Consider the following 22,858-nt stretch of genomic DNA (forward strand, 5'->3'; position numbering starts at 1 on the left):
CCCTTAATGAACAGGTGCATCTTGCACGCTCTTGTCGAGGACCGCACCAGCATGAATGATATTGAATAGACGCTGATCATGCTTAATAATACCTGTCACCCATGACAGTCCTTCTTTTTCAGCTGTATCAGTAGAAGATTCTACCTCTTCCTGATGAACAGTAATGACATCATTTGCTTCATCAACAATCCAGCCGACTTCAATGTCACCAACTTGTACAATAATCATTCTTGTTTCGTCTGTAATCTCGTTGTCAGTTGATCCAAGTCTCACTCTAAGGTCAATGACAGGTGTCACGACACCACGTAGATTAATGACACCGCATATATAAGGGGCAACGCCAGGAACTCTTGTCGGCTGCTGCCATTTTTCAATGGACTTTACTTCTGATACTGAAATGGCGTATTCTTTTTTGTTTACGATAAACACAATCATCTTTTCGCCAGTTTTGATATCTGTACTCATTTCAGACCGCTCCTCTATTGTTTTTTACTTAATCAGTGCATTACAGTCAACGATGAGTGCAACCTGACCGTCACCTAAGATTGTTGCGCCTGATATCGCAAATACGTTTGGTAGGTAATCTCCAAGTGATTTTAATACGACCTCTTGCTGACCGATAAACGAATCGACCACAAATGCTGTTAGCTTGTCTCCTTTACGGACAACAATAATGTGCAGTTCTTCTTCTAAATCATTCGCATTTGGTACGTTGAACTGTTTCTTCAAGTACACAACCGGTACGATAAATCCGCGGAAATCAATGACTTCACGATCATGCGTTTGAAGGATGTCACTCTTCTTAATGACAGCCGTTTCTATAATAGAAGAAATCGGAATAGCAAATGTTTCTTCCTCTAGTTTCACAAGAAGTACGGAAATGATCGATAATGTGAGTGGAAGCTGAATTGAGAAAAGTGAGCCTTGACCTTCTGTTGAGTTAATACTCACAGAACCACCTAATGATTCCAGCTTGTTTTTCACAACGTCAAGACCTACACCTCGGCCCGAGATATCAGAAATCGTATCCGCTGTAGAGAACCCTGCTGCAAAGATCAATGAATCAATTTGGTGATCTTCAAGCGTTTCCGCTTCTCTTTCTGTAATAACCCCGCGCTCTAATGCTTTTTCAAGGACCTTTTTACGGTTAATCCCGCCGCCATCATCTTCTACTTCAATGAAGACATGGTTTCCGCTATGATACGCTTTTAATAGAACGGTTCCTTTTTCTGGTTTGCCTTTTTTCACACGTTCTTCTGGTGATTCAATCCCGTGATCGAGACTGTTTCTAAGTAAGTGTAAGAGCGGATCGCCAATTTCATCGATCACTGTTCGATCAAGCTCTGTCTCAGCACCTTCAATGATCAGTTCAATTTTCTTATTGAGCTCTTTCGTCAATTGACGAATCATACGTGGGAATCTGTTAAACACCGTTTCTACAGGTACCATTCTCATGTTCAAGATGATCGATTGCAGGTCTCCAGAAATACGGGACATTCTTTCCACTGTATCCGTGAGTTCGTTGTTTTCAAGTTCTTTGGCAATCTGTTCTAAACGTCCTCTATCTATGACAAGCTCTTCAAACAGGTTCATAAGTGAATCTAGACGATCGATGTTGACACGGATCGTTTTCGTTCCGCCGGCAGCTGCACCGTTATTGCCATTTGCTTTTGGCGCATCGTTTGCTGGCGCTTTAGCGGCAGGAACTGTGGCTTCTTCATTTTTCTGCTCAGGTTTCGCTGCTTTTGTTTCAGCCGGAGCCGCTTCTTCAAAGGCAGAGACTTCAGAAATCTCCACTTGTTCAACCTCTGAGATCGCTGTCACGATTTTTTTCACTTCTTCCATCGGCTGTTTCGATAAGTAAGAAATGCTGAATTCAGATTCAAAATCTTCTGATTCTAAAAGTTCTGCATTCGGAACCGTTTTGACAACTTCTCCTGCTTCGTTCAGTCTTTCAAAAATCATATAGACACGAACGGCTTTTAATAAGCATGCGTCACTTAATGTCACGGTCAGCTCATAACATTTAAAGCCTTGTTCTCTTGCTTCATCAAGAACTGTACGCTCAAATTCGTTATAATTTAGGTCGCTTGCAGCTGATGATGCTTCAGCTGTCTCAACGGCAGATGCTGTTTCTGCATGGCTTCCTGTCACATCTAGTTTTTTACTAATCTCCGTGACATCACGTTTTCCATCCCCGCCCTCTGCAATCGATTGAACCATTGCTTCAAGGTGATCGAGTGCTTCAAACATCGTATCCATTGATTCAGGAGTGACAATCATTTGTTCGTTTCTGATGGCATCAAACATGTTTTCTAAATGATGTGTTAATTGAGCCATATCATCAAAGCCCATCGTTGCACTCATGCCTTTCAGTGTATGAGCGGCTCTGAATATATCATTCACTAGCTGCAAGTCTGTTGGGTTCTTTTCTAATTCAAGAAGTTTTTCATTACAAGTTTGTAAGTGTTCTCTGCTTTCATCTAAAAAGATATCTAAGTATTGGTTTACATCCAACGTGTTCACGCCCTCTCTTTTTTCATGGAGCTTATAATTGCATGTGCGATGTCATCCACATGCCTTGTTTCATGTGCAAGGCCTGCTTTAATGACTGATTTAGGCATTCCGAAAACAACACATGATTCTTCTTTTTCTGCAATGACTTTTGTATGACCGCTTGCGACCATTTTTTTGACACCTTCTGTGCCATCACTACCCATTCCTGTCATAATGACAGCGATTTTCTCGTAACCTTTTATGTTGCTGATGGATTCAAATAAATAGTTAACAGAAGGTTTGTGACGGCTGTCAGTGTCTTCTGGGGACAGCCTGATCACTAAAGCTGCCCCTTGTTCATGAAGTGACATATTCAATCCACCAGGAGCTATGTAAGCCACTCCATTTTTAGCGATGTCTCCATCTTGAGCTTCTTTGATTGTAATTTGTGATAAATGATCTAATCTAGTAGCCAGCGATGCCGTAAATCCTGCCGGCATATGCTGCACAATCAAAATCGGCGCCTCTATGTCTTTTGGCAGCTTCGTGACGACTCGTTGAAGCGCCCTAGGCCCTCCCGTAGAAGTTCCGATTGAAATAATCTTTCGGAGTGATGAGCCGCTTCTTACTTCTTGCAGGCGGGGAGCGGCCGCTGGAATTGGACTTGGCGGCTTCATGAACGGCTTAGGAGAAACTTGTTTCTCAGTACGTTTTCTCGACAGGCCTGCCGCAAGTACCCGCTCTACAATTTGACCTCTTACTTTGTGTAAATCGAGCGAAATACTTCCTGAAGGCTTTGTCACAAAGTCAAAAGCACCGAGTTCTAAGCAATGGATGGTTAATTCCTTCCCTTGCTTCGTCTGGCTTGACACCATAATCACAGCAAGGTCGTGTTCAGCCAGAATTTGTTTTAATGCTTCTGTTCCATTTAGAACAGGCATTTCCACATCAAGTGTGACAACATCTGGATTCAATTCCTTAATCCGCTTTAAGGCATCTTCTCCATTTCGCGCCGTTCCGACGACTTCAATTTCTTGCTCGGCACTTAGGAAATCACTGATGAGTTTTCTCATAAAAGCCGAGTCATCTACTACAAGCACTCTAATCATGAGTCCACCTTCCTCCTTTTAAAAAAAGAGGACAACTTATCTATAAACGTATGCTGCTCTCTCTGTGCCTCTCTTATCTGCTGATGATAAAGCGTTTCAGCCAGCATTTTAATGGTTTTACTTAGCCTTGAATGAGGCTGCTTCATATAAAATGGCATTTGTTCAGTGACTGCTTTAGGAACAGCAGGATCATCAGGTACCGCACCAGCAAATACAAGCTTTCGGTGTAGAAAGGACGTCACCACTCCTGCTAATTTCCGGTACGTTTCAGATCCTTCCGAAGGGGTTTTACACCGGTTGACAATGATTTGAACAGACTGTTCAAACTGATGAATGGCTAAGTGCTTAATTGCGCTGTAGGCATCCATGATGGATGTTGGTTCTGGCGTTGTCACAACAACCACTTCTCCTGCCGATAAGACAAAAGGGAGTTGATCTTTTGACAAGCCTGCACCCATATCAAAGAATATACAATCAAAGTCATTCAATATTTTCTCCATCTCTTCTAAAAAGAACGACCATTGATCTTTGTCTAAAGAAAACAGCTGTTCAAGCCCGCTTCCGCCAGAAATGTAATACAGATTGTCCGTTCCTTTTGTCATAGCCGCTTGGAAGGATTTTTTCCTAACAAGCACGTCTAATATAGAGCTGGTCGATGTTTTCCCTAGTAAAATATCAATATTCCCCATGCCAAAGTCGAGGTCGATGATGAGCACTTGCTTGCCCGTACTTGCGATAGACAGTGCCATATTCAGCGTCAAATTCGATTTACCTACTCCGCCTTTACCGCTCATGACAGCAATGGTTTTCGCTTGTCCATTCGCACGAAGAGAGTTCGGTACAATCAGTTGGTTCTGCTGAACAAGCTTTCTTAAACCTTCGGCTTGGTCAGGCTTCATCATTGTAAGACCATCCTTGTCAAATCAAGGGGGGAACTCTCAAGAATATCCTCAGGCACATTTTGACCATTTGTTAAAAACCCGAGCCCGATTTGAGATTCTGCAATGATTTGAAAGATCGTTCCCATCGTGTCTGTTTCATCAACTTTTGTGAAAATAAATTGATCGATTGGAACGTGTTCAAAACGTTTGACCATGGCTTTCATATCTTGATATTTCGATGTCGCACTCATGACAAGAAAACTTTGAATGCTTTCATCAAATGGAATGATATCTGTCAGCTCTTTGATGTACGCCTCTTCTTTAAAGTTACGGCCTGCTGTATCGATGAAAATATGATCATAGTCTTTAAAGGTCTGCTGTGCTTTCACAAAGTCCTCTCTTGAATAACAAACCTCAAGAGGTGCATTCAGCAGTTCAGCATATGTTTTTAGTTGTTCAATCGCTGCAATCCGGTACGTATCTGTTGTGATAAAAGCAATTTTCTTTTGCTGCTGAATAGCCGTTTTCGCAGCCAGCTTTGCAATCGTTGTCGTTTTACCAGCACCAGTTGAACCAAACAGCACAATGTATTTCGAACGAATCATCGGCTCATCAGAAGTGTGAGCCGGCAGCATCCCTGTGAGTAATTTTTCAAGTTCTTTTTCAATCTGCTCTTCTTTCACAGCACCCTTTGTTAAAAGACCCTTTAAGCATTCATCTCGAATCTCATCATCAAGACCTTGATCCTTTAGCTTTTGATCCATTTTCATGAGAGAATCCGGCAAGATCCCGGCATGGCGTTCGTTTCTTGCATATTCTATAGGCTGAGAATGAGAAGGCGCTGCTTTGACTGCTTGAGCAGCAGCCGGCAGCTCTTGTGTAAGGTGTTGAGTCTGCTCCTTTTTCGGTAACACCGGGATAGGCGCAGCTGCTGGTTGTAATCCTTTGCCGGCTCTTTCTTCAAAATCTTGATCCAGCACTGCAATCACTTCGACCATTTGCTGTTTCTTTAAACCGAACAGCTTTCGTTTGACAACGGTTTTCGAATTTAATATGACGGCATCCTTCCCAAGCTGCTGCCTGATTTGGATCGTTGCCTCCTGCATAGAATTCGCTGTGATTTTTTTCATTTTCATTAGATATCCACCACTCCGATGCTCTGTACTTCCACATTTGCTTCTAGTTCGTTATAAGATAGTACCGGTAAATCTGGGAAATATCTTTCTAACAACTGTTTGACGTACATTCTTATAGGAGGTGAGCATAATAGAACCGGCGTTTCCTGACGAAGCGAAAGCTGTTCAATTTCTCTCGCCACTGATTGAATCACACTTTCAGAGGATTCTGGATCTAACGATAAGTAGTTCCCATGCTCTGTTTGCTGCACGCTGTCTGCAATCACCTTTTCGACTCGGCCTGAGCATGTCACGACTTTCAGTGATTCATTTTCTCTTGCATACTGTGCAGTAATCTGTCTTGCAAGTGCCTGTCTAACATACTCTGTTAGCAAGTCTGTATCAGTCGTTAATTTTCCGTAGTCTGCAAGGGTCTCAAAAATGGTCACAAGGTTTCGAATGGAGACCTTTTCTTTCAGAAGCTTTGCAAGTACTTTTTGGATATCCCCGACCGCTAGTGGATTCGGTGTTACCTCATCTACTAGAACTGGATAACTTTCTTTCAGATGATCGATTAATTGCTTCGTTTCTTGGCGTCCAAGCAGTTCATGGGTGTTTTGTCTAATCTTCTCTGTGATGTGGGTAGACACAACAGATGCTGGATCGACCACTGTATACCCAAGCATTTCAGCCTGATCTTTTTCTGCTTCTGATATCCATTTTGCCGGCAGGCCAAAGGATGGTTCGATTGTTTCAATTCCTTCAATCGGATCATCATCAGGCGTTGGAGACATCGCTAAGTAATGATCGAGCAGCAGCTCTCCTTTTGCCACTTCGTTCCCTTTTATTTTGAGCCTGTATTCGTTCGGGTTCAGCGCAATGTTGTCTCGAATACGGACAACTGGAATAACAAGACCTAGTTCAAGAGCAAGCTGCCTTCTGATCATGACAATTCGGTCTAGCAGGTCTCCGCCTTGATTGGCATCTGCAAGCGGGATCAACCCGTAGCCAAATTCAAATTCAATGGCATCCATTTGCAGGAGATGAATGACGCTTTCTGGACTTTTCATCTCTTCTACCTCTGCCTGTTCTTCCAGTACTTCTTCAATCTCTTCTTGATCCTGTTTGTTTTTCGACATCATGTACGCACCGAGTGCAAGTAAACCTGCGATCGGCCCTGTCAAAAGTACGCCAATTGGCGTAAACAATCCAAGCAGGAAGATCGTACCTGCTGTGACGTAAAGCATGGCAGGGAAGGCAAAGAGCTGACCCGTAATGTCTGAACCAAGGTTTCCGTTAGAAGCCGCTCTCGTGACAACAATCCCTGTCGCTGTTGAGATGAGAAGTGCAGGGATTTGCGACACAATTCCGTCCCCTACTGTTAAAAGAGTAAAGTGGGAAGCTGATTCTTGAATCGACATTCCTTGCTGAATCATCCCAATAATGATGCCAAAAATAATATTGATAATAACGATGATAATACCTGCGATGGCATCCCCTTTAACGAACTTACTTGCACCATCCATCGCACCATAAAAGTCTGCTTCTCTTGCTACTTTTTCACGGCGGTTTCTAGCTTCACTTTCTGTCAGCATTCCTGCATTCAAATCTGCGTCAATACTCATTTGTTTACCTGGCATCGCGTCGAGTGTAAATCTGGCCGCAACCTCTGATACACGCTCCGCCCCTTTGGTGATGACAATAAACTGAATGATGATCAGAATAAGGAAGACAACCAGACCAACGAGTATATTGCCCCCAACAACAAATGATCCAAACGTTTCTACAACCTTACCAGCATCTCCAGTTGATAAAATAGAACGGGTTGTAGAGATGTTAAGCCCTAAACGAAACAGTGTTAAGAGCAAAAGTAACGATGGAAAAATGGAAAATTGCAGTGGTTCTTGCATGTTCATTGTGGTGAGAAGCACGATAAGCGCAAGAGAAATATTAATAATAATTAAAATACTTAATAGGACGGGCGGAAACGGTATGACCAGCATCGCCACGATTAAAATAACACTGAATAAAACAGATAAATCTCTTGCTGACATGCCTGTTCTCTCCTTTTAAAACCAAAAATTCATAAAATCTTTTGTTTCGTTTTATATACGTAAGCCAAAATTTCTGCGATCGCCTTAAAATATTCTTCCGGCACCGCTTGGTTGATATCCACTTGATCATAGAGAGCACGGGCGAGCGGCCGGTTCTCTACAGTCATGACATCGTGTTCTTTCGCAATTGTTCTAATTTTCAAAGCCAAAATATCTGTTCCCTTTGCCACAACAAACGGCGCGTCCATCTTTTCTTCGTCATATTTCAAGGCAATTGCGTAGTGGGTCGGGTTTGTAATGATGACGTCCGCTTTTGGGACTTCCTGCATCATCCGTCTCATGGCCATTTCCCTTTGCCGCTGTTTAATTTTTGATTTTATGAGCGGGTCACCCTCTGATTTTTTATACTCATCTTTGATGTCTTGTTTAGACATCCGTAAGTTTTTTTCATAATCAAATTTCTGATACATGTAGTCAAGCCCGGCTAAGATCAGAAGAGCACCTGCTGCATATAGCCCCATAATCAAGGTCATATTTGCCACGAAATGAAGGGTTTCCTCTGCAGTGAGTAGAGGGAGCCGCAAGATTTCGTCAAAGTGCATCCATAGAGCGATAAATGTCGCAAAACCAACAAAACCAATTTTTAAAATGGATTTTAATAGCTCAACGAGTGCTCGAATACTGTATATTCGTTTAAACCCTTTGATTGGATCAAGCTTTTCTAATTTGGGCTTGATCACTTCAGTTGAAAAGAGAAATCCAACTTGTAAATAGTTACTGATGATCCCTGCCAGCATCCCAACACCAAGAATTGGCATGAGGAGGAGACCTGTCTCTTGAAGCAATTCCAAGAATAACTGGTGAATATTAGATGTGCTAACCTTCATTAGCATCGTTGTTGAATAAAAACGTTCAATGAGCGCAATAATACGCTCTTTCATAAAAGGCCCAATAAAAAAGAATGATAAAAAGATTAGTAGAAATGAGATGGCTGTATTGACGTCGGTACTTTTGGCAACCTGCCCTTTTTTACGTGAATCCCGTCTCTTTTTCGGTGTTGCTTTTTCTGTTTTTTCACCTGCGAAAAATTGCAAGTCGAGTCTAAGTCTTGTCGTCATGACGAACCACCGACCAATGCTAAGAAATTCCTCATGGTGAGCACAATCGTTTCAAATGTATTTTGGACGACCCCGAAGATGACACCCATACAAATGATGATCATAATAAAACTCACGCCCATTTTAATGGGAAGTCCAACGACAAATACGTTCATTTGCGGAACTGTACGTGCCACAATTCCTAATGCCAAATCGACTAAAAACAAACTAGCCACAACAGGTGCTGAGATTTGAAAGGCTATGATGAACATTTGGTTGAAGCTCTTTGCAATAAAGTAAGCAAAGGATTCACTACCGAAGTTCAGTGCATACTGATCAACTTGAATATATTGAAAACTGTAATAGATTCCATCAAGCAGCAAATGATGTGCATTTGTTGCCAGCATCAGCAGCAAGGTCACCGTATAAAAAAACTGCCCCATCAGCGGCGTTTGCGCCCCTGTTTGTGGATCAATAATATTGGCGATCGCAAAACCCATTTGAAAATCGATGAATGAGCCGGCAATTTGAACTGCGGACACCATGATATATGCAATCAGTCCAAGAAGAAGTCCGACCATTGCTTCTTTCACGGCAAGCATCATGTAAAGACCGTCGATATCGAGTGCTGGCGGTTCTTTAATGGTGCTAAAACTAATGACAGCCAAAAACAGTGAAAAACCAACTCTGTGAACTGCTGGTATCGTTCGATGCGCTAATAGCGGCACTGTCACAAAAAAAGCGGTGATCCGAATGAAAACGAGAAGAAAGGCAGGAAATAATTCTATGATTGACATCTCTGATTAACCTGCAAATCGATCTAAATTCGAGAACAGCTCTGTTGTAAATGACACAATTGTTGAAAGCATCCACGGACCAAACACAACAAGTCCAATGAGCACTGCAACAATTTTTGGAATGAACGCAAGCGTCTGTTCTTGGATTTGGGTTGTCGCCTGAAACACACTGACAATTAGTCCCACGATTAGTGCGAGCGCAAGAAGCGGCCCGCTGACAAGTAAAACAACATACACTGATCTTTCAGCCATCGTAATGACAAATTCTGAACTCATGTTTTAAGCACCTACTCTAAAAGCTTTGCAGCAAAGATTTAACAATCAAATACCATCCATCAACTAATACAAATAACAATATTTTGAAAGGGAGCGATATCATAACCGGCGGAAGCATCATCATCCCCATCGACATCAGGACACTTGCGACCACCATGTCAATAATTAAAAATGGAATAAAAATCATAAAACCAATTTGAAATGCCGTCTTTAATTCTGAAATTGCAAATGCTGGTACCATCGCCGTTAAGGGAATATCTTTAATCGATTCAGGGGTATCCATTTTTGCGTAACTAAGAAATAAAGCCAAATCTTTCTGTCTCGTATGTTTACTCATAAACTCTTTAATTGGCACTTCGGCTTTTTCATAGGCCTGATTTAACGTAATATCATCATTTAAAAGCGGCGTGAGTGCCTCTTTATTAATCTCTGAGAACGTGGGTGCCATAATAAAAAATGTGAGAAACAAAGCAAGTCCTACAAGCACTTGGTTTGGCGGCATTGAGTTGGTTGCAAGTGATGTTCTGACGAACGAAAGAACAATCACAATCCGTGTAAAACAGGTCATTAAAATCAGAATGCCTGGTGCAACTGAAAATACAGTTAACAATAAAAGAAGACGGACAGATGTGCTAATATTCCCTGCGCCACTGGAATTAAATAAATCGATAAACTCATTCATTTTGTTTCGGGCCTTTCTTTCTGACTTCTGATTGGGTCTTTTTCAATTCGGCTAGCTGCGCCTTTAAATTGGCTGAAAAAGAAGAAGTGGTCGGCTGATCGTGTTTCTTCACTTGCGATGTCAATTTTTGCATCATTTTCGGTAAGTCAGTCTTACTTTCCATCGCTTCTTCGTATTGTTTCACAATCGCTTCGCATTCTTGTTCATCATCGATTTCTTTTAGCAGATGGATTGAGTCTGCTACACCAACAACTAACACTCGTTTGCCCACTTTGATTAGCTGAACTGAACGATTTTGACCAACCGTCGTTCCGCCAATATTTTCAACATAGCGAAATGGCTTGAGTAAGCGGTTTTGCTTTCCAACAAATCTCACCAATCCGTAAATGAGCAGGATGACAAAAAGTAAGGCACCAATCATTTTGACAAAATCCATAATGGAGACAGAAGAAGAGGGAACTTCTTCTGCCGGATTCGTTTGATTGTCAGTGGTTTTCTTTTCTGTATCCTTTTTGCTTTCTTTCTCATCTTTGATCCAATCATTCACCATGCCATTTTCAGGATCTTTTGTTTCAGCAAACAGTGAGGCGGGCTGCGCTGTCAAGAAAAGCATAAAACTGATCATTGCTATAAATATCAAACGTTTTTTCAACAAGTCTTACACCCTTTTTTAGCCTAACGTTTTATTAATTGCTTCAAGTACACGGTCTGCCTGGAATGGCTTCACGATAAAGTCTTTTGCACCTGCTTGAATGGCATCTATAACCATTGATTGTTGTCCCATCGCTGAGCACATAATGATTTTTGCAGAAGCATCGATTTGTTTAATTTCTTTTAATGCTGTGATCCCGTCCATTTCTGGCATTGTGATATCCATTGTGACTAGATCAGGAGATGTTTCTTTATATTTTTCAACAGCTTGTGCGCCGTTTTCTGCTTCTCCTACTACATCAAATCCATTTTTTACAAGAATATCCTTAATCATCATTCTCATGAATGCTGCATCATCTACGATTAATACCTTAGTAGCCATTTACTTATTCTCTCCCTATATGTTTGTTTATTTTAAATTAGAAAGTCTTTCAGACTGACTTAAAATGTCAGTCACACGTACACCAAAGTTCTCATCAATGACAACAACTTCTCCTTTGGCGACGATTCGTTTGTTGACCAGAATGTCGACTGGCTCACCTGCAAGTTTGTCCAGTTCAATGATACTTCCAGCGGAAAGTTCAAGTACTTCTTTCACACTGCGCTGCGTTCTTCCAAGCTCCACTGTAATGGAAAGTGGAATATCCATCAGCATATCAAGATTACCGAGCTGACTTGTTGTATGCTGAGGCTCACTAAATGCCTCAAATTCAACTGGCGCCACATTGACAGGTTCTGCCGGCTTTGGCTTCGCCTGTCTTTTCGGCGGTGCCGATTGCTGCATAGGAGCAGATTGTGCTTGCGGAGCAGCCTGCTGTGGTTCAGGTGCACTCTGAGGTGCTTCTTGAACCGGCTCTTCTTCCGCTGGGTCTGTTAATTCTGCAATCAAATCTTTCGCAAACGTAATAGGGTAAAGCTGCATAATATTTGAATCTATGAGTTCACCTATCGTTAATCTAAAGGACACTTTGACAAGCATCTCTTCAGCTGGAATGCGGTCTGTGCCTTCTCCTTCTTTCACATCAAGCAGCTCAACGCGAGGCGGAGAAATATCAATCTTTTTATTAAAGACTGTTGACATGGACGTCGCTGCTGAACCCATCATTTGGTTCATCGCTTCTTGTACTGCACTTAAGTGAATTTCACTTAACGACGGGTCAGCATTTGTTCCATCTCCGCCCATCATTAAATCCGCAATGACTGCCGCATCGGTTTGCTGGATGACAAGCAAGTTACTAGCGCTGAAGCCTTCCGTATAATTCACTTCAATTGCGACATACGGATGAGGAAATTCCTCATTCAGCTTGCTTTTTTGAATCACTGTGACAGTTGGAGTTGTAATCTCCACTTTTTGACTTAATAGGGTTGAAAGTGCTGTTGCAGAGCTTCCAAATGATATATTTCCGATTTCCCCAATGGCATCTTGTTCCATTGCAGAAAGGAGTGTATCAGGCTCTATATCGTCATTGCTGCCTCCTTTAAGGAGCGCATCGATTTCATCTTGTGATAATTTACTTCCGTTATTCTCCATCTTCTTCACCTCTTATGTCGTGATCTAGAATTTGAATCGCCTGTTTCCGATTCACGCGGCCGGCCTGTCCCAAGAATTTCGGTTTATTTCCGACCATAACAGTAAGAGGCGCATTTACTGGTTTGTCCAAGGCAATACAATCACCAATTTCCAAATTCAAAAACTCTTCCACCGTCATTTCCGATTGTCCAAGCTCTGCGACTACCGGTATTTTCGCCGTCATAATCCGTTTTTCAATGGCCTTTGTTTCTTCTTGTTTCGGTTCATTTCGTTCCGATTGCATCCAGTAGTGTACAGACAGCTTCGGAATAATAGGCTCTAATACTACGTGAGGAATACAGAGGTTAATAACCCCGCTTACCTCACCAATTTGTGTATTAAGAGAAATGACGACAACTGTTTCGTTTGGTGACACCATTTGAACAAACTGGGGATTTACCTCGAAATCTGCCATTTCTGGCTCGATGTCGGTTATGGACTGCCACGCTTCTCTGTAGTTTTCCAAAGCTCCCTCAAACATGTTTGAGATAATCTTTGTTTCGATTTCTGTCAGTGATTCTGTCTTATTATGACTAATGCCAATCCCACCCATCAGCCTATCCATCATGGCATAGCCAATCGTTGGGTTCACTTCAAGCATGATTCTTCCTTCAAGCGGGCTGACGTAAAATAAGTTTAATAATGTCATATTAGGAATCGAACGAATAAATTCTTCATATGGCACTTGGTCAACCGAGCTGACAGAAATTTGAATATATGATCTTAGCTGCGCTGAAAAGTGTGTGGTAAGCAGTCTAGCGAAGTTATCATGAATTCTTGTTAAACTTCGAATCTGGTCTTTTGAAAAGCGCAGTGCACGTTTAAAGTCATACACTTTCACTTTTTTCGTCGTTTCTTCTTTTTTCAGCTCTTCTGCATCCATTTCGCCTGTTGATATGGCGGATAATAATGCATCGATCTCATTCTGGGAAAGCACTTCTCCTGACATTTCTTCACCTCCATCGTGTCAATTAATCGCCTCTATTGCAGATTAAAGGAGGTTATATAAACTTCTTTCACCTTGCCATCTTGCAAATAGTTATTCACTTTGTTTTTGACCTGTGTTTTAAAATGTTCTCTGCCTTTTTTGCCATCAAGTTCATCTGCATTCGTGTCTGATAAAATGTCGATCACAGCATCCTTCACTTGGAAGCTTCTTTTTTCAAGCTCTTCTTTGGCTTTTTCTGAATCTGTTTCAATATTTAGTACAAGTTTGACCGCATTTCCTTCAGATTTTAAATTGGTCACAATCTCAGGAATTTCAACAGAAGCTTTTACGACTTCATCTGCTGTTGGCTCTTTTTCTGCTTTTGCTTCGTCTGACCCATTCACCAGAAAGACAATACCTGCTCCAATTCCGACGATAGCAATAATCATGATTAGCATTACTACGACTAATTTCTTCTTCATTCAAACTCCTCTATTCCTTGATTCAATGAAATGACTTGGATTTTTCTATAGAAAGAAATGATTTTCTCCTGAAGCTGCTCTTCATCTTCTTTCACAACGAATTTCTTTCCATTGGCGAGTGTAATGGTCGTGTCTGGAAAGCTTTCGATTTGCTCGATATGGAGAGCGTTGAGCATAAATCCTTTGCCATTTAATCTTGTCACTTCAATCATATTAAGCAGAGAAGCGATAAACCGCTCCTCCTACCTCCTATCGTTTCAGATTCACAAGTTCTTGCAGAATTTCATCAGATGTTGTGATCGTCTTTGCATTCGATTGGAATCCACGCTGTGCGATAATCATTTCTGTAAACTCATCTGTTAAATCAACGTTTGACATTTCAAGTTTACCTGTTTGGACGACGCCCGTTCCTTGTTCACCTGGTACGATTGGATTACTTGGAGCACCTGAGCTTAACGTTTGGCGGTAAAGGTTGTCACCAACTTTGTCTAGCCCTCCTGCGTTACGGAAAGATACGAGTGATATTTGACCAACGGTTCTTGATACATTGTTTTCAACAACCGAAATCGTTCCATCTGGACCAACACTTACACTTGAAACACCGTCTGGAATCGTTATCTTTTGTCCATTCATTCCAAGTAGATAATTTCCATCAGGGGTGACTAAGCTTCCCTCTGAATCAGTGTCGAAATTTCCTGTTCTTGTATAAAGAACTTCTCCTTGAACTTCAATACGGAAAAACCCATCTCCATTGATATAGAAGTCGTAAGGTTCATTTGTATTTTGAGAAGATCCCGCTGACATGATTTTATCGATTGAAGATAAAGATGACCCTAAACCAATTTGCTTTGAGTTGATTGAACCAGAGTTGTTCGTTGGCCCACCAGAACTTCCAATGGTTTGGCTGACCATATCTTTAAACGTGATACGGCTTTTTTTGTATCCGTGTGTGTTGACGTTGGCTACGTTGTTGGCTACAACATCTAATTTTGATTGGAAGTTTTTCATTCCACTAATTCCTGAGTAAAGTGAGCGTAACATTTATTTTCCTCCTCGATTTGCTTACGATTTTTCTCCAACAGTTGTAACGTCCCAAGGGCTGATTTTCGTTCCATCTTCTAAATATAGGAAGTATTCATTGTTTATGTTTTTCACAGACTTCACAGTGCCAGATATGTCTTTATCATCTTGTTTACCCGCTACTTCTTTACCAATCCAGCCTACATATGTCGTAAATGGATCTTGGTGTGCAACAAATGTAGACATGATCTGATTCATTTTGGTGATTGATTCATTCATATTCATTTGCTGTTCTAAAGAAGAAAATGTTGCAAGCTGTGTGACAAACTCACGGTCATCAATCGGGTTTGTCGGATCTTGGTTTTGAAGCTGCGTAAGCAAGATTTTCAAGAACTGATCTCGGCCAAGTGTATCTGTTTTCTTTGCTGCGTTTGAAGAAGTGTCCGCTTGTGCGGCTGTTCTATTCGTCGCATCAACAGTTGCCATTAGATCTCCTCCTCTTCTTCTTCTTCTGATCCAACAAGCGCATCTAGTACATCTTGGAATTCAGCTTCCTGTTCATCAGGCTGCTGGAAACTTTGTCCTTTTGATGGCTGCTGCTTGCCTTCCTCATTAAATTGTCCAAAAGACGGCTGCTCATTTGACTGAAGCGGTATATGGAAACGGTCAACTTGAACCGACATATTCGGTAGCGCCTGCTTGAGTTGCGGCAGATGATGCTCGAGCAGCTCTTTAGCTGCTTGCGTTGAAGCTGTAATTTTACTCGCATACATCCCGTTTTGTTTCGTTAGCTGGATGGTAATAAACCCGAGATTTTCTGGATTTAATCGTACGGTAAACCGTCCGCTTGAATTGCCAAATGGTGTGAACTTCATTTGTTTCCACGTATTTAAAATCTGCTGATCAACCGTGCCTGGCTTTTCGTCAGTTGTTTGCGTCTGCTGCATAGGAGCAGCTGATTGCAGTTGGAAAAACTGTTTATGCCCTGGAAGCAGCGTATGGGTGATTGTTTTTTCAGAAGCAGGTGCCGCAGTGCCTTGACCTTTGATGACTTCTTTCTTCATAAGCCATTCAAGTGAGGCAGCACCTTTTGCTGGAGATGAGAAGGAAGATTCTTGCCTTGGAGCAACCATTTCTTTTAACTCTCCTAAGGAAATTTTCCATTCTTTATCTGACCCTTTCGCATTCGCCATCATATGATCGATTAACTGATTAAAGTGTTTCAGCTCGCTTTGCGACATATTATTCAGCTTAGGTGCCGATCCTTGCGAGAAGAACTGCTCTTTTACTTGTTGAATGAGCTTTTCATCTGCTCCGTTTTTCGTTAGAAACTTGATGAAATCTTCACCTTTTGCTTGAATATCCTGTACAAGTTTTGCATCAAAGCTCACCGGCTGCTGATTCAGTATTTGATATAAGAAAAAGTGGACTTGTATGAGCTGTTCACTATGTTCAGCAACTGGCTTCTCATCCTGATCGCCATAGATAACCGATTCCATCTTTTGAAATAGCTCTTCAAGTGACTTTAAGTCAGCCCCTTCAAGCTTTTGACCTTGCAGCGCCTGAAGTGCCGCAAGAAGATCTCCATCTATTCCTTCTTCAGGTGATTGCATCCATCTTTCAATGATTTGCATCGCATCATTCATGGATAGAGTGATTTCCGCTGGCTGAGAAATAGCTGGACCACTTTGAATACCTGCGCCATTTAACAATTGTTTAAACAGGCCGCGAGCAGATACTGCCCCCTCTCCCTTTAGTCCCGAGAGACTTTGGGAAGATTGCTGTAAGGCTCCAATGTCCAATAGCTTCACTTATTGTCCACCCCCATTTTCACTTTCTTCTTTTTTGGCAAGCTCCTTCGTGAACGTTGCTGCCTTCTGAGGTGTCAGTTTTGCTAATATGTCCGTCAGCTTATTTTTACTCAGCTCTTCAAGGATCTTCAAAGCTTCTTTATCACTTAGCTCTGATAAAATTTTGGCAGATTTCCCTGCATCCATGCTTTCATAAATGCTGGCGACCTTTCCTTTTGATTGCTGATTAGAAGATGCTGACGAATCAGAGGAAGATCCTGATGCGTTATTACTTGATGATGTACTGTTTGATGAACTGTCACTTGCTGACGTGTTCTCTTTATCAGATGTTTTTTCAAGTGAATTGATTTTTTGATTCAATCGTTTAATCTCTTCATCACTTGTCTTCAAGTCTTTTTGAGCAATTTCAAGTTCATTCTCTTGTTCTTTAATCGTCTTTTTCAACGCTTTCAACTCTGTATCACGTTGATCGTTATTTGAAGATGACGTTTTTGATGTGTCATCTGATCCAACCAAGCTGCTAATCCCCGGAATGTTTTGGAGCGGTTTCTTTAGATCATAACCCGCCATATAAAGGATTGTGCCCGTCACGATCACAAGCACAACCAATGGGATAATGACAATAAACAAGATCCATTGAAATTTACCGCCGCCACTTGATTCCTTTGTTTTTTCCTTCTTAGGCATTCATCTCGACTCCTAATGTCCTTGAAACATGAATTGGCTGATAGAGATATCATCCATTTCTTTCATTTCAATTGCCTTATGTTCAAGGGAGAACTTTTCAAATTGCTTTTCTTTCATTTTTTCAAACTTTTTAAACTCAATATTTTTTTCTGTTAAATCAGATTGTTTTTCATTCATTTGATGGCGTTTCATGATCACAAGCTGCTGATAATGATGAATGGTGTTATCTAAGTTCGTCACAAATTGCTGGTAATGACGCATTTCTTGAACACTCATCCCACTTCTCAGCTTTTCTTCTTTGCTCTTTTCCATTAGCTCTTTTTTACTCATATTTTCATAGAGTTTTTCAGCGGCTTGCTCAAATGCCGAAACGGATTGTTGATACGCTGCGAGTGATTTGTCTTTTTCACTTTCTTTCAATTCTAAGAGCTTTTGAAATTTGTATTGATATCTCACTGTTTTTGTCAATCCTCTCTATTCATCAAACTGAGCAATATCCTCACGCTGTCTTCAATCGATACAGCCTCTTCAACGTCCTGCTTCAAAAATGAAATCAGTTGTGGGTAAGCTTGCATGGCCTCATCAATATCTTTAGAGGAGCCTTTTTTATATGCTCCAATGTTAATGAGGTCTTCAGCGTTTTGATATGTGGATAAAAGCTGGCGGAACCGGTTAGCCGCTTCCTTGTGATCATGACTTGCGATATTACTCATGACACGACTGATACTTTTCAGAATATTGACAGCTGGGAACTGTCCTTTGTTGGCCAGTGCACGATCAAGTACTATGTGACCATCTAAAATCCCCCGCACTGTATCAGCGATCGGCTCATTCATATCGTCACCATCAACAAGCACTGTGTAAAACGCTGTGATGGAACCAAGTTGATTTGTACCAGTTCGTTCTAGCAATTTTGGCAGTATAGCGAACACTGAAGGCGTATATCCTTTTGTTGTTGGCGGTTCACCGGTTGCAAGTCCTATTTCCCGCTGTGCCATGGCGACCCTTGTGACAGAATCCATCATAAACATGACATTTTTTCCTCTGTCTCTGAAATATTCGGCAATAGCTGTTGCTGTATAGGCTGCTTTTAATCTTGTCAGTGCGGGCTGATCTGAAGTTGCGACAACAACAATCGAACGCTTCAGTCCTTCAGCTCCTAAATCTTTTTCGATAAACTCGCGAACTTCACGTCCACGCTCTCCAACAAGTGCAATGACATTGAGATCCGCTTCTGTCTGCTTGGCAATCATCCCCATCAAGGTACTTTTACCAACACCGCTTCCCGCGAATATGCCAATTCTTTGACCAGTGCCGACTGTGAGCAAGCTGTCGATCACTCTGACACCAACGCCCATTTTTTCACGAATAGGCGGTCTGTCCATCGGGTTTGGAGGAGATTGTTCTGTTGAGACAGGTGCAAGTCCTTTAGGAAGCATGCTGCCATCCAGTGGATCACCGAAGGCATCAACAACCTGCCCGATTAAACCAGTTCCTACTTTGACCTTTAACGACTCACCTGTTGCTTCAACAAGACTGCCTGGTGAGATGTTAGAGGCTTCTACATAGGGCATGAGCAGAATGTTTTCATCTTTAAAACCAACGACTTCTGCTTTGATCGGATGATTCTTACTCCCTTTTTTGTGAATCAGACATACATCACCGATTGAGCTTTCTGGCCCCTTGGACTCGATCATCAGTCCAACAACTCGATTGACTTTACCAAAACGTTTATAAGGATCGGCGGTTTCAATCGTTTCTTTTAGCACATCTATGTTCATTTGTGATCACCTGAATCAATGACTTCTAATAACTTTTCTTTTAACTGATTCATTTGGGTATCAACACTCGCTTCCACTTTTCCAAAGCTTGTTTCGACGTAACAAGTACCTTTTGGTGCTTTTTCATCCGAGTAAATGGCAAGATGTGTATTCTTTTGAAGGATTCTATTTAATTCGTCTTTATATTCCATCACATGTTCGTAATGTGCAGGGTCGACATAGATGGAAATATCGTCATATTCTTTCACTTCTGAAATGACCTGCTTCACTAGCGTTAAAAATTGTTCTTTTGTGTCCTCAGCTGCATTCCATACTCGTTTAGCGAGCTCAAAGGCAAGTTCGACAATTTCTTCAGCAGAGCTTTCGATTTTTGCTTCATAGTCCTGCTTTGCAAGGCTGACAATGTCATTCGCTTGATCAAGAATCGATTGATACTGTAAATTCGCATCTGCTTCGCCCTTTTGAAAACCATCTTGATATCCTGTTTGTTTCGCTTCTTCAATGAGCTGTACTCTTTCTGCTTCAAAATCAGCTCGCCGCTGATTGATTTCAGCCATTGTTTGTTCCAGCTCACGATTTGCTTGTTCTAAAATGCGGCTTGCTTCATCTTGTGCATCACTTAATACAAGTTGAGATGCTTCTGTTTCGTTGACAGGCTCTTCTTCGTGATGTTCTCTTTTGAATTCCACTTGCTGCAAGGGAATGGTTTGACGGCCTTGTTCAGGAATAACAGATGTTTCATGTTTGATAATCCTAGACAATGATATCGTCTCCTCCACCTCGAGCTATGACGATTTCTCCAGCCTCTTCAAGTCGTCTTACGATGCTGACAATACGAGTCTGTGCTTCCTCGACATCTCTAAGCCGAACAGGTCCCATAAACTCCATTTCTTCTTTGAACGTTTCGACCATACGTTGCGACATGTTGCGGAAGACAATTTCTTTGACTTCTTCGCTTGCCACTTTGAGTGCAAGTAGTAAATCGTCATTTTCAACATCTCGAATCACGCGCTGAATGGCTCTGCTATCAAGAGTGACAATGTCTTCAAAGACAAACATACGTTTCTTAATTTCATCAGCAAGCTCAGGATCTTGAATTTCCAGTGTATCTAAAATGGTTTTCTCCGTTGCACGGTCTACACCATTCAGGACTTCAACTACCGCTTCGACTCCGCCCGTTTGGGTATAATCTTGCGTAAAGGTTGAAGAAAGCTTTTGTTCAAGAATACGTTCCACCTCATTGATGATCTCTGGAGATGTGCGGTCCATTAAAGCAATTCTTCTTGCAACCTCGGTTTGTACTTCCTCGCCTAACTCAGATAAAATCTGTCCAGCCTGTACTGGATCTAGGTAGGAAAGAATGAGCGCAATGGTTTGTGGATGCTCATGCTGGATAAAGTTTAAAATTTGCTCTGGGTCAGCCTTTCTAGCAAAATCAAATGGTTTCACTTGAAGTGAGGATGTTAAGCGATTTAAGATGCTGTCCGCTTTGTCCTCACCAAGCGCTTTTTCAAGCACTTGTCTTGCGTACATAAGGCCGCCTTGTGATATGTAGTCCTGCGCGATGGCAATGCTGTGAAATTCTTCGATGATCTCATCTTTTTTAGCAGTATCTACACTTCTTACATTTGAAATTTCTAATGTTAATTTTTCTATTTCGTCTTCAGACAGATGTTTGTATACAGATGCTGACACGTCTAGCCCTAAGGAAATCATTAGGATTGCTGCTTTTTGTCTGCCTGTTAGTCGATTTGGATCTTTTCTCGACATGTGTATTCCTCCTAATCCTCGGACAGCCAGCTGCGTAGCAATTTAGCAAAGTCTTCTGGTTTATCTTTTGCCATTTTTTCAAGCTGATTTTTTCTCACCATTTCTTCTGTTTCTGGCTCAGTATCGATATCAGGAACATGGATTGGTGTACGTTCATCAAACTCAAACTCTTCTTCCTCTTCTTTTCTTCGCTTACGTACGAGAAGAATGATGAGAGCGATAATGGCGAGTAGTAGCACACCGCCAACAATATAAACCCAAATCGGAATATTGTTTGAAGGGTTTTCTGCTGCCGTTTGCTGTTTACCGTCTAATTTTGATACAGATAAAACGATTTTGTTATCTAAGTCAGCTTGAGTGAGTGCTTGACCGTTTGTGTATTCTTTATCAATCGATGTACTGATGATGGTTGAAAGAATTTTTTTGATATCATCCTGCCTTTCAGCAGTTAATGAGTTCGGATCGTTTGCAGTAGGCGGTTCAACTAGTGCCTGAATGCCAACGTCTCTGATTTTATAAGGACTTTCTTTGATATCTTTATGAATGCGGTTGACTTCATAATTGATACGATCTTCGCTCTTTTCGTAATCTCCGCTTCCATTCGTTCCATCGGCACCTTGATAATTTGTGACATCATCGTCACCTGTTCCAGCGGTGCCTCCAGCTGCTGCGCCATTACCTGAATAAGTTTCAGCAATCTTTTCAGCGCTGACAGCAATTCCTTGCATGTTTTCTTGATCAACTGGTTCGACAAGATCTTCTTTTCTTTTTTCTTCAGTAAAATCAATGTCTGTAGTGACCGATACGGCAACTTTCTCTTGACCCATCATCGTTCCAAGCAGCTGTTGAATTTTTCGTTGAAGATTCTTTTCAATCTCCTCTTTTTTCTGCTGCTGTGCATCCATTCCACTTGCATAGGAATCTGAGCTGCTGTTTAAGTCATAGTAGTTGGAATCTTGGTCCATAATGACAATGTTTTCTGTTTTTAAATTCGGCACACTTTTTGAAATAAGATGATAAAGGCCTTTTACTTGTTGCTGAGTAAGCGTGTAGCCTGGTTGAACTTGCAGCACAATTGATGCTGATGCATTACTTTGCTCTTCTCCAACAAAAACGGAATCTTTTGGCAGGTTAATCATAACCTTTGAATCTTTAATCCCATCAATCGTGTTGATCAGATTGGATAGTTCTGTCTGAGTTGCGTCTACTTTCAGAACATCAAATTCATTATCTGTTAAACCGAAGCCGGAATTGTTCGCAAAGAAGGAGTAGTCAATATTCCCCGTTTTAGGAAGTCCTTCTGATGCGAGTGTGACTTTTAAAGTGTCTGCTTGCTTTTCTGGAACTAAAATAGTCGTTCCGTTATTTGCAAGTTCCGATTTAACGTTTTTGCCATCCAGTTCCTGTTTGATTTGTCCTGCTTCTGCCTCAGACAAATCTCTAAACAACGGAACCATTTTTTCAGAAGAAGCAAAGATGCTAACAACCGTAATAATGATTGCTAGGGCAGCTACGCCGCCAATCATGAGTATTTTTTGTAATTTTGATCGATTTCGCCAAAACTCAACTGTTTTTGTTCTTAATTGCATTAAAGTACGATTCATCTTAACCCCCGGTCATTCCATTCAGTCTATTTTTTGTCCACCAGCAC

25 protein-coding genes are annotated in these 22,858 nt (G+C 41.4%); all 25 read right to left on the minus strand.

Annotation, left to right across the window (positions count from 1 at the left end; all coding sequences use genetic code 11):
* Window positions 1–3: 3 nt before the first annotated feature.
* Genes KFQ09_RS01605 through fliF form a run of 25 tightly spaced genes read right to left on the minus strand, consistent with a single transcriptional unit; the run spans window position 4 to window position 22,811 of the window.
* Complete coding sequence (locus KFQ09_RS01605; protein WP_007499568.1) at window positions 4–465, minus strand: chemotaxis protein CheW; 462 nt, start codon at window positions 463–465, stop codon at window positions 4–6.
* A gap of 24 nt (window positions 466–489) precedes the next feature.
* Window positions 490–2,517, minus strand: coding sequence for a chemotaxis protein CheA (locus tag KFQ09_RS01610; RefSeq protein WP_035392054.1), 2,028 nt, complete (start codon window positions 2,515–2,517; stop codon window positions 490–492).
* A 5-nt stretch (window positions 2,518–2,522) separates the two neighbouring features.
* Complete coding sequence (locus KFQ09_RS01615) at window positions 2,523–3,605, minus strand: protein-glutamate methylesterase/protein-glutamine glutaminase (RefSeq protein WP_008344775.1); 1,083 nt, start codon at window positions 3,603–3,605, stop codon at window positions 2,523–2,525.
* Entirely contained in the window at window positions 3,602–4,507 is a 906-nt protein-coding gene (locus KFQ09_RS01620) for a MinD/ParA family protein (protein ID WP_035392057.1), read from the minus strand. Before KFQ09_RS01620 ends, KFQ09_RS01615 begins: the two co-directional genes overlap by 4 nt.
* The gene (gene flhF, locus KFQ09_RS01625) at window positions 4,504–5,622 is read right to left on the minus strand and encodes a flagellar biosynthesis GTPase FlhF (protein ID WP_017359083.1); all 1,119 of its coding nucleotides are present in this window, start codon (window positions 5,620–5,622) and stop codon (window positions 4,504–4,506) included. The genes KFQ09_RS01620 and flhF overlap by 4 nt, the downstream gene beginning before the upstream one ends.
* Complete coding sequence (gene flhA, locus KFQ09_RS01630) at window positions 5,622–7,655, minus strand: flagellar biosynthesis protein FlhA (RefSeq protein ID WP_035392063.1); 2,034 nt, start codon at window positions 7,653–7,655, stop codon at window positions 5,622–5,624. The genes flhF and flhA overlap by 1 nt, the downstream gene beginning before the upstream one ends.
* A 29-nt stretch (window positions 7,656–7,684) precedes the next feature.
* On the minus strand, window positions 7,685–8,773 hold the full coding sequence (gene flhB, locus KFQ09_RS01635; RefSeq protein WP_007499576.1) for a flagellar biosynthesis protein FlhB: 1,089 nt from the start codon (window positions 8,771–8,773) through the stop codon (window positions 7,685–7,687).
* A complete protein-coding gene (fliR, locus tag KFQ09_RS01640; RefSeq protein ID WP_007499578.1) occupies window positions 8,770–9,549 on the minus strand; it encodes a flagellar biosynthetic protein FliR in 780 nt (259 codons plus the stop codon). Before fliR ends, flhB begins: the two co-directional genes overlap by 4 nt.
* Window positions 9,550–9,555: 6 nt before the next feature.
* Window positions 9,556–9,825 (minus strand): flagellar biosynthesis protein FliQ, encoded by a 270-nt coding sequence (gene fliQ, locus KFQ09_RS01645; RefSeq protein WP_003211206.1) that lies wholly within the window; start codon window positions 9,823–9,825, stop codon window positions 9,556–9,558.
* Between the two features lie 16 nt (window positions 9,826–9,841).
* Entirely contained in the window at window positions 9,842–10,507 is a 666-nt protein-coding gene (gene fliP, locus KFQ09_RS01650) for a flagellar type III secretion system pore protein FliP (protein ID WP_007499580.1), read from the minus strand.
* Window positions 10,500–11,159 carry a flagella biosynthesis regulatory protein FliZ gene (fliZ, locus tag KFQ09_RS01655; RefSeq protein WP_046343533.1) on the minus strand — a complete coding sequence of 220 codons (660 nt, stop codon included), beginning with the start codon at window positions 11,157–11,159 and terminating at the stop codon, window positions 10,500–10,502. The genes fliP and fliZ overlap by 8 nt, the downstream gene beginning before the upstream one ends.
* 18 nt (window positions 11,160–11,177) lie before the next feature.
* Window positions 11,178–11,540, minus strand: coding sequence for a chemotaxis protein CheY (locus KFQ09_RS01660; RefSeq protein WP_007499584.1), 363 nt, complete (start codon window positions 11,538–11,540; stop codon window positions 11,178–11,180).
* Between the two features lie 27 nt (window positions 11,541–11,567).
* Window positions 11,568–12,689 carry a flagellar motor switch phosphatase FliY gene (gene fliY / locus KFQ09_RS01665; RefSeq protein WP_007499588.1) on the minus strand — a complete coding sequence of 374 codons (1,122 nt, stop codon included), beginning with the start codon at window positions 12,687–12,689 and terminating at the stop codon, window positions 11,568–11,570.
* Entirely contained in the window at window positions 12,679–13,677 is a 999-nt protein-coding gene (fliM, locus tag KFQ09_RS01670; RefSeq protein ID WP_008354483.1) for a flagellar motor switch protein FliM, read from the minus strand. Before fliM ends, fliY begins: the two co-directional genes overlap by 11 nt.
* A gap of 32 nt (window positions 13,678–13,709) precedes the next feature.
* On the minus strand, window positions 13,710–14,138 hold the full coding sequence (gene fliL, locus KFQ09_RS01675) for a flagellar basal body-associated protein FliL (RefSeq protein WP_007499592.1): 429 nt from the start codon (window positions 14,136–14,138) through the stop codon (window positions 13,710–13,712).
* Window positions 14,135–14,350, minus strand: coding sequence for a swarming motility protein SwrD (locus KFQ09_RS01680; protein ID WP_008344794.1), 216 nt, complete (start codon window positions 14,348–14,350; stop codon window positions 14,135–14,137). Before KFQ09_RS01680 ends, fliL begins: the two co-directional genes overlap by 4 nt.
* Window positions 14,351–14,387: 37 nt before the next feature.
* Window positions 14,388–15,179: a flagellar basal body rod protein FlgG gene (gene flgG / locus KFQ09_RS01685; protein ID WP_017359086.1), complete on the minus strand. Its 792-nt coding sequence runs from the start codon at window positions 15,177–15,179 to the stop codon at window positions 14,388–14,390.
* A gap of 21 nt (window positions 15,180–15,200) precedes the next feature.
* Window positions 15,201–15,644, minus strand: coding sequence for a flagellar hook assembly protein FlgD (flgD, locus tag KFQ09_RS01690; protein WP_017359087.1), 444 nt, complete (start codon window positions 15,642–15,644; stop codon window positions 15,201–15,203).
* Window positions 15,644–16,969, minus strand: coding sequence for a flagellar hook-length control protein FliK (locus KFQ09_RS01695; protein WP_017359088.1), 1,326 nt, complete (start codon window positions 16,967–16,969; stop codon window positions 15,644–15,646). The genes flgD and KFQ09_RS01695 overlap by 1 nt, the downstream gene beginning before the upstream one ends.
* A complete protein-coding gene (locus tag KFQ09_RS01700) occupies window positions 16,970–17,656 on the minus strand; it encodes a MotE family protein (protein ID WP_017359089.1) in 687 nt (228 codons plus the stop codon).
* Between the two features lie 12 nt (window positions 17,657–17,668).
* A complete protein-coding gene (gene fliJ, locus KFQ09_RS01705; RefSeq protein ID WP_024720352.1) occupies window positions 17,669–18,112 on the minus strand; it encodes a flagellar export protein FliJ in 444 nt (147 codons plus the stop codon).
* Between the two features lie 8 nt (window positions 18,113–18,120).
* Window positions 18,121–19,437 (minus strand): flagellar protein export ATPase FliI, encoded by a 1,317-nt coding sequence (fliI, locus tag KFQ09_RS01710; protein ID WP_008344803.1) that lies wholly within the window; start codon window positions 19,435–19,437, stop codon window positions 18,121–18,123.
* A complete protein-coding gene (gene fliH / locus KFQ09_RS01715; protein ID WP_008344806.1) occupies window positions 19,434–20,198 on the minus strand; it encodes a flagellar assembly protein FliH in 765 nt (254 codons plus the stop codon). The genes fliI and fliH overlap by 4 nt, the downstream gene beginning before the upstream one ends.
* The gene (fliG, locus tag KFQ09_RS01720) at window positions 20,191–21,207 is read right to left on the minus strand and encodes a flagellar motor switch protein FliG (RefSeq protein WP_008344808.1); all 1,017 of its coding nucleotides are present in this window, start codon (window positions 21,205–21,207) and stop codon (window positions 20,191–20,193) included. The genes fliH and fliG overlap by 8 nt, the downstream gene beginning before the upstream one ends.
* 11 nt (window positions 21,208–21,218) lie before the next feature.
* On the minus strand, window positions 21,219–22,811 hold the full coding sequence (gene fliF / locus KFQ09_RS01725) for a flagellar basal-body MS-ring/collar protein FliF (RefSeq protein ID WP_017359091.1): 1,593 nt from the start codon (window positions 22,809–22,811) through the stop codon (window positions 21,219–21,221).
* Window positions 22,812–22,858: the final 47 nt, after the last annotated feature.

The organism is Bacillus sp. FS02 (assembly GCF_024398395.1).
In the GTDB taxonomy this organism is placed as follows: domain Bacteria; phylum Bacillota; class Bacilli; order Bacillales; family Bacillaceae; genus Bacillus; species Bacillus altitudinis.

What these genes read in the sequence shown, in the direction of transcription:
- KFQ09_RS01605 (WP_007499568.1), bottom strand. Translation starts at nt 465, where the DNA reads ATGAGTACAGATATCAAAACTGGCGAAAAGATGATTGTGTTTATCGTA.
- KFQ09_RS01615 (WP_008344775.1), bottom strand. Translation starts at nt 3,605, where the DNA reads ATGATTAGAGTGCTTGTAGTAGATGACTCGGCTTTTATGAGAAAACTC.
- KFQ09_RS01620 (WP_035392057.1), bottom strand. Translation starts at nt 4,507, where the DNA reads ATGATGAAGCCTGACCAAGCCGAAGGTTTAAGAAAGCTTGTTCAGCAG.
- flhF (WP_017359083.1), bottom strand. Translation starts at nt 5,622, where the DNA reads ATGAAAATGAAAAAAATCACAGCGAATTCTATGCAGGAGGCAACGATC.
- flhA (WP_035392063.1), bottom strand. Translation starts at nt 7,655, where the DNA reads ATGTCAGCAAGAGATTTATCTGTTTTATTCAGTGTTATTTTAATCGTG.
- flhB (WP_007499576.1), bottom strand. Translation starts at nt 8,773, where the DNA reads ATGACGACAAGACTTAGACTCGACTTGCAATTTTTCGCAGGTGAAAAA.
- fliR (WP_007499578.1), bottom strand. Translation starts at nt 9,549, where the DNA reads ATGTCAATCATAGAATTATTTCCTGCCTTTCTTCTCGTTTTCATTCGG.
- fliQ (WP_003211206.1), bottom strand. Translation starts at nt 9,825, where the DNA reads ATGAGTTCAGAATTTGTCATTACGATGGCTGAAAGATCAGTGTATGTT.
- fliP (WP_007499580.1), bottom strand. Translation starts at nt 10,507, where the DNA reads ATGAATGAGTTTATCGATTTATTTAATTCCAGTGGCGCAGGGAATATT.
- KFQ09_RS01660 (WP_007499584.1), bottom strand. Translation starts at nt 11,540, where the DNA reads ATGGCTACTAAGGTATTAATCGTAGATGATGCAGCATTCATGAGAATG.
- fliY (WP_007499588.1), bottom strand. Translation starts at nt 12,689, where the DNA reads ATGGAGAATAACGGAAGTAAATTATCACAAGATGAAATCGATGCGCTC.
- fliM (WP_008354483.1), bottom strand. Translation starts at nt 13,677, where the DNA reads ATGTCAGGAGAAGTGCTTTCCCAGAATGAGATCGATGCATTATTATCC.
- fliL (WP_007499592.1), bottom strand. Translation starts at nt 14,138, where the DNA reads ATGAAGAAGAAATTAGTCGTAGTAATGCTAATCATGATTATTGCTATC.
- KFQ09_RS01680 (WP_008344794.1), bottom strand. Translation starts at nt 14,350, where the DNA reads ATGATTGAAGTGACAAGATTAAATGGCAAAGGATTTATGCTCAACGCT.
- flgG (WP_017359086.1), bottom strand. Translation starts at nt 15,179, where the DNA reads ATGTTACGCTCACTTTACTCAGGAATTAGTGGAATGAAAAACTTCCAA.
- flgD (WP_017359087.1), bottom strand. Translation starts at nt 15,644, where the DNA reads ATGGCAACTGTTGATGCGACGAATAGAACAGCCGCACAAGCGGACACT.
- KFQ09_RS01700 (WP_017359089.1), bottom strand. Translation starts at nt 17,656, where the DNA reads ATGCCTAAGAAGGAAAAAACAAAGGAATCAAGTGGCGGCGGTAAATTT.
- fliI (WP_008344803.1), bottom strand. Translation starts at nt 19,437, where the DNA reads ATGAACATAGATGTGCTAAAAGAAACGATTGAAACCGCCGATCCTTAT.
- fliG (WP_008344808.1), bottom strand. Translation starts at nt 21,207, where the DNA reads ATGTCGAGAAAAGATCCAAATCGACTAACAGGCAGACAAAAAGCAGCA.
- fliF (WP_017359091.1), bottom strand. Translation starts at nt 22,811, where the DNA reads ATGAATCGTACTTTAATGCAATTAAGAACAAAAACAGTTGAGTTTTGG.